The sequence below is a fragment of the Nocardia wallacei genome (assembly GCF_029868745.1).
Classification (GTDB): domain Bacteria; phylum Actinomycetota; class Actinomycetes; order Mycobacteriales; family Mycobacteriaceae; genus Nocardia; species Nocardia wallacei_B.
In genome coordinates, this window is sequence record NZ_JARWOP010000053.1 from 36728 (window position 1) to 42727 (window position 6000).

Sequence of the window (6000 nt, forward strand, 5' to 3'; positions counted from 1 at the left end):
TGTGCTCGGAGAAAGGAGCGGCGGTGACGGAGCTGGCCATGGATGTGGGACGGACCGGTGCGGGGCTCGGCGATGCCCCGTTCAGCCGGGTGTGCGCGGTGACCGAACTGCCGTCGGACCTGCCGGATGTCGGTCGCTACGGCGGCGAGATCGACCCGACCTGGACCATCGGCAACAAGCTGCACGGCGGCACCATGGTCGCGGGCAGCGCCGCGGCCGCGACTCGCCGGTTGCGGACCGTCGCGCCCGCCCTGTCCGAGATGTTCCCGATCGCGGGTTCGAGCGATTTTCTCGGCGCCCCGGATCCCGGCGAGGTCGAGTACCACGTCCGCATCCGCAAGACCGGTAAACGAATCAGCTTGGTGGACACCGATCTCGTGCAGAACGGGCGCGCCCTGGTGCACACCGCCTTCACCTTCGCGCACCTCGACGATGCCGCACCCGCCTACACCCGTGACATCGACATCGACATGCCCGCGGAGCCGCCCGCCGGCGCCCTCGGCTACGAGCCCGATTCGCCGATGGGCCGCATCGTCAATGTCGCCCAGGCCGCTTCGGTCGCCATCGATCCGGAATGGGCCGTCTTCCTGAAGGGGGAGCAGGGCGAACCCCGGCTGCGGCTGTGGATCCGTCCCCGTCCGGGCGACGAGCAGGACCCGGACGTCGCCGCCTACTTCGCCATGATGGCCGGAGATATGAGTCCGCCGGTGCCCGCGAACCTGGGCCGCTTCGGCTGGGCGCCGACGGTGCAGCTGACCACGTACTTGCGTCGCCGCCCGGCCCCGGGCTGGCTGCGGGTCATCGCGACCGCGCAGGAGATCGGCGCGGGCATGTTCGACGAGGATCAGCTGGTGCTCGACGCCACCGGCGCGGTCGTCGCCCAGACCCGGCAGCTCGCCCTGATCCCGCAGCCGCGCTAGCACGCAACTAGCCTTGACCGTCATGACGAGAATTGCGGTGATCGGTGGCGGACGGATCGGCGAGGCGTTGATTGCCGGGCTGCTCGAATCGGGGCGGGCGAGCAAGGATCTGGTCGTCGTCGAAACGGCCCCGGCGCGGGCCGAGTTTCTCGTCGAACGGTTCGGCATCCGGGTCACCGACAGCATCTCCGACGCGGCGACGTCCGCGGATCTGCTGGTGATCGCGGTGAAACCGCACGATGTCGACGCGGTGCTGACCCAACTGGGCAAGGCCGAACTGGACAACGACCGCGATCAGGTCCTGGTGTCGCTGGCCGCCGGCGTGCCGACCGCCCGGCTCGAGTCCAAGATGCCCGCGGGCTTCCCGGTCGTGCGCGTCATGTCCAACACGCCGATGCTGGTCGGTCAGGGGATGAGCGTGCTGGCCTCGGGCCGGTACGCCAAGCCCGAGCAGTTGCAGCAGGTCAGTGAGGTGCTGGAGGCGGTCGGCAAGGTAGTGACCGTGCCGGAGTCGCAGATGGACGCGGTGACCGCGGTGTCCGGCTCGGGCCCGGCGTACTTCTTCCTGGTCGTCGAGGCCATGGTGGAGGCGGGAGTCGGTCTCGGCCTGAGCCGTGACGTGGCGAGCCAGCTCGTCGGCCAGACCATGCTGGGCTCGGCCGCCCTGCTGGAAGAGTCGGGACAGGACGCCGCGGAGTTGCGCGCGGCGGTCACCTCGCCGGCCGGCACCACCGCGGCCGCGGTGCGTGAACTCGAGCGCGGCGGCGTGCGCTCGGCGTTCTGGGAGGCGCTGCATGCCGCCAAGCGACGCTCCGTAGAACAGGGATCGACCGGGGAGTAGCGCGCAAACGACACTGTTATCTCCCACCCGTCGCAGTAATCCCACTGGTCCCGCTAAGCTTCAAGGAGCACGTGCGTGTCTGTTCCGCCGGTGGGGAAGCCGGCGGCGCGGACGTGCCGGAGGTGTCAGTGGCGCAATGATGTCTGGAAACAGCTCTGCGAGTACCGGTCCCGCTATCGGTGGAGGGACTCAGTTCCTCACCGTCGCCGAAGTGGCGAATCTGATGCGGGTCTCCAAGATGACGGTGTACCGGTTGGTGCATTCCGGTGAGCTGCCCGCTGTGCGGGTGGGTCGATCGTTCCGGGTGCATGCCAAAGCCGTGCACGATTATCTGCAGACGTCCTACTTCGACGCGGGGTAGGGCGGCCGCTCGGGCCCCAACCGTTGCGGCGACAGCCGGAACGGCGGGCTCGGCGACCCTGTAGACGGGCCGACCGCCCGGTGATCCCCGTTTCGTTCGCCGAGGGTTGGCCCGGTAACATGGACCATCGTCGTGTTCGCCAGCCGAAGTGCTGGTCCCGGCCGGGCGGACACGGGCGTACGTGAACCGGCGTGCGCGCCGAGGAGAGAAAGAACGCGAGGAACAGCCCTATGGGTTCTGTGATCAAGAAGCGCCGCAAGCGCATGTCGAAGAAGAAGCACCGCAAGCTGCTCCGCCGCACTCGGGTGCAGCGTCGCAAACTCGGCAAGTAACGCTGCGGTAGCCGAAAGCCCGTCACCCGCCGTGGTGGCGGGTTTTCGTATTTCATCGTAAGAAGGAAGTTAAACCCGGCTGAGTTGCTCTCGGCAGCGGCTACTCTGGAACGCGGAATCGGCGGTATGGGGGCTGCACAGGTGGGATCCGGCGTGGCTACGAACGTGCGAGACGGGCATACGCCCAAGGTGGTGCTGGTGACCGGCGCAAGCCGGTTCTTCGGCGGCAATGTCGTCGCGCGCCTGGCTGCCGACCCCACGGTCGAACGCATCATCGCCGTCGACGCCCGCACGCCCGGCCGGGAGTTGCTGCGCCGGATGGGCCGGGCCGAATTCGTCCGCGCCGATATTCGAAATCCGTTGATCCGCAAGGTGTTCGACCGCAACGAGGTCGACACGGTGGTGCATCCGGCGGTGCTGTCGCGGCCGCCGTCCGGCGGTGGGCGCGCGGTCATGAAGGATTTCAACGTGCTCGGCACCATGCAGCTGCTCGCGGTCTGCCAGAAGTCGCCGAGCGTGCGGCGGGTGGTGGTGCGCTCGTCGTCGGCGGTATACGGCTGTAGCGCGAAAGACCCGGCGAAATTCACCGAGGAAATGAGCGCGCGCACGCCGCCGCGCGGGTGGTTCGCCCGCGACATGATCGAAGTGGAAGGTTTCGTGCGCGGCCTGGCGCGCCGCCGGCCGGATATCGCCGCGTCCATTCTGCGTTTTCCGCCGATTGTCGGCCCGCGGCTGGCGCACCGGGGCGTGCAGTATTTCCGTTCCCCGGTCACGCCGACGATTCTCGGCCGCGACCCGCGCATCCAACTGCTGCACGAGGAGGACGCGATAGCCGCGCTGACCCATGCGGCGCTGGCCGCGCCGGGCGGCACCTTCAATGTGGCGGGCGACGGGGCGCTGGTGCTGTCGCAGGCCGTCCGCCGGGCCGGTCGCATCGAGCTGCCGGTCCCGTTCGCACTGTTCCGCAGCGTGGGCCGCTCGTTCATGGGCCCGGTGATGCGGGAATTCACGAGTGAACAGATCGACTACTTCCATTTCGGCTGCGGACTGGACACCACCCGGATGCGCACCGAACTCGGATACCAGCCGCGCTGGACGACAGTGCAGGCATTCGACGATTTCGTCGGGGGCGCAGCGTTGCGGCCCGTCATAGATCCACGCTGGATCGACGCTGCAGAGACGAAACTTCTCGGCCTGGTCGGGGCCGGAGCGGGAGCACACCAATGAATGACGTGGCCAAGGTAATTCAGCTGCACGATGTGGACTTCGAGGCGCGCCATCGCGCGCCCGCGCGCCGCTGGCCGGGTGAATCGGCGCCGAGTCCGGTCACGTCGCTGACCGAACGGCTGGCCGAGGCGGGTCCGCGGCCCCCGCGCACGCTGGGCGACATGGTGCGGGGCGCCGTCACCGACGGCATTCGCGGTACCGCCGATTTCGCCCGCCGCCGCCTCACCGGCGACTATCAGGTCGACGAGTTCGGGCTCGACGAGCACCTGCTGGAGTCGGTGGTGCTGCCCGCGCTGCGGCCGCTGTCGGAGCTGTGGTTCCGGGTGCAGGTCTCCGGCATCGAGAATCTGCCCGAGTCGGGCGGGGCGCTCATCGTGTCCAATCACGCCGGCGTGGTGCCGATCGACGGCCTGATGCTGCAGCTGGCGGTGCACGACCGGCATCCGAAGCAGCGGGCGCTGCGGCTGCTGGCCGCCGACCTGATCTTCGAGCTGCCGGTGCTGGGCGGCCTGGCCCGCAAGGCCGGTCACACCCTGGCCTGCCCCTCCGACGCGGAGCGGCTGCTGCGCGCGGGCGAGCTGGCGGGTGTGTTCCCCGAGGGTTTCAAGGGCATCGGCAAGCCGTACTCCGAGCGCTACAAGTTACAGCGGTTCGGGCGCGGGGGTTTCGTGTCGGCGGCGGTCAAGACGGGCGTGCCGATCATTCCGTGCTCGATCGTCGGCTCGGAGGAGATCTACCCGAAGCTCGCCGACCTCAAGCCGCTCGCCCGCCTGCTCGGCCTGCCGTACTTCCCGGTGACCCCGCTGTTCCCGCACCTCGGCGTGCTCGGCGCCCTCCCGCTGCCGTCGAAGTGGTACATCGAGTTCGGCACGCCGATCACCACCACCGCCTACGAACCCGAGGCCGCCGACGACCCGATGACCATGTTCGAGGTCACCGACCAGGTCCGCGAAACCATCCAGCAGACGCTCTACAAACTGCTCATGAAGCGCCGAAATCCCTTTACGGGATAGTACTTTCGGCCTTCGCGCCGAAAAACTTTTGGTCATGTTCGTGGGCTCAGGTTGTGGCGTCGCGCTTGCGGGTGAGTACTGCCGCGGCCGCGCCGCCCGCCGCGCCCAGGGCGAGGGCGGTCGGTACGCCGATCTTGGCGGCCTTGCGGCCGGTGCGGAAGTCGCGGATTTCCCAGCCGCGGTTCTTGGCTACCTCGCGGAGGTCCGAATCGGGGTTGATGGCGACCGAGGTGCCTACCAGGGAGAGCATGGGGACGTCGTTGTGGCTGTCGGAGTAGGCGGTGCAGCGCTTGAGGTTCAGGCCCTCGCGGATGGCCAGCGTGCGGACCGCGTGGGCCTTGCCTAGGCCGTGCAGGATGTCGCCGACCAGGCGGCCGGTGAAGACGCCGTCCACGCTCTCGGCGACGGTGCCCAGCGCGCCGGTGAGGCCGAGGCGCTTCGCGATCACCTGGGCCAGCTCCACGGGGGTGGCCGTCACCAGCCACACCTGCTGCCCGGCGTCCAAGTGCATCTGTGCCAGCGCGCGGGTGCCCGGCCAGATCTTGTCGGCGATGATCTCGTCGTAGATCTCCTCGCCGAGCGCGGCGAGTTCGGCGGTGGAGCGGCCCGCGATGAACGACAGCGCCTTCTCCTTGCCGCTGACCATGTCGCCCGCGTTCTCCTTGCCGGTGACCCGGAACTTCACCTGCTTCCAGGCGATGTCGACCAGGTCCGAACTCTTGAAGTACTTGCGGGCGGCCAGGCCGCGGGCGAAGTGCACGATCGACGCGCCCTGCACCATGGTGTTGTCGACGTCGAAGAACGCCGCCGCGGTCAGATCCCGCGGTACCTCCGAATCCGGTTCCGCCACACCGGCTTCCAGCTCGGCGTCGTGCAGCGCGAGGGCGGCGTCGGCACTGGCCTCACCGGCCAGGTTGGCGCGCACCTCCTCCTCGCTCGGCCCGAACGGGCTGCGCGCGATGCGAGTGAGCTGATCGGACAGGCCCTGGCTCCAGCGTGCCGGGAATTCGCCGAATCTACCCGCGATGAAGCCCGTCCTCGCATCCTTCGATCGTTCCGGCACCAGTACCTCCGCCCGTCAACGCGAACACCCCAACCCTAACTGTTTTTGATGGCGCCGCCTTCGGCGTCGCGGGTTTGCGGCGCCCTGTGGCTCGGTTTTCAGCGACCACCGCTTGCTCCTTCGTCGCGGGGCGGCGGCCCCGGAAAAACCCGCCCCGCCGCAAACCCTGGGGGGTGGGGGGGTTTCGGGGTTGAATTGGGGGATGGGCGGCACCCCGCAATCGGGGGCGGTGTTGGCGACGGG

The 6000-nt window shown here is 68.8% G+C and carries 7 protein-coding genes; 6 read left to right on the forward strand and 1 reads right to left on the reverse strand.

All coding sequences use genetic code 11. The features are described 5' to 3' along the window. Nucleotides 1-38 precede the first annotated feature (38 nt). From QH470_RS03120 to QH470_RS03145, 6 genes are all read left to right on the forward strand, one after another. Nucleotides 39-920, forward strand: coding sequence for a thioesterase family protein (locus QH470_RS03120; protein WP_280270720.1), 882 nt, complete (start codon nucleotides 39-41; stop codon nucleotides 918-920). Between the two features lie 22 nt (nucleotides 921-942). Further along, nucleotides 943-1761, forward strand: coding sequence for a pyrroline-5-carboxylate reductase (gene proC / locus QH470_RS03125; RefSeq protein ID WP_280270712.1), 819 nt, complete (start codon nucleotides 943-945; stop codon nucleotides 1759-1761). 136 nt (nucleotides 1762-1897) lie between these two features. Beyond that, a complete protein-coding gene (locus QH470_RS03130; RefSeq protein ID WP_024801963.1) occupies nucleotides 1898-2122 on the forward strand; it encodes a helix-turn-helix domain-containing protein in 225 nt (74 codons plus the stop codon). A 230-nt stretch (nucleotides 2123-2352) separates the two neighbouring features. Beyond that, entirely contained in the window at nucleotides 2353-2454 is a 102-nt protein-coding gene (locus QH470_RS03135; protein WP_003402602.1) for a 30S ribosomal protein bS22, read from the forward strand. 126 nt (nucleotides 2455-2580) lie between these two features. After that, the gene (locus tag QH470_RS03140; protein WP_425302590.1) at nucleotides 2581-3681 is read left to right on the forward strand and encodes an NAD-dependent epimerase/dehydratase family protein; all 1101 of its coding nucleotides are present in this window, start codon (nucleotides 2581-2583) and stop codon (nucleotides 3679-3681) included. Then, complete coding sequence (locus QH470_RS03145; RefSeq protein WP_280270714.1) at nucleotides 3678-4694, forward strand: lysophospholipid acyltransferase family protein; 1017 nt, start codon at nucleotides 3678-3680, stop codon at nucleotides 4692-4694. Before QH470_RS03140 ends, QH470_RS03145 begins: the two co-directional genes overlap by 4 nt. A 46-nt stretch (nucleotides 4695-4740) precedes the next feature. Here the strand turns inward: QH470_RS03145 and QH470_RS03150 are convergent, their stop codons facing one another. Further along, nucleotides 4741-5757, reverse strand: coding sequence for an HAD family hydrolase (locus tag QH470_RS03150; RefSeq protein ID WP_400181018.1), 1017 nt, complete (start codon nucleotides 5755-5757; stop codon nucleotides 4741-4743). Nucleotides 5758-6000 lie beyond the last annotated feature (243 nt).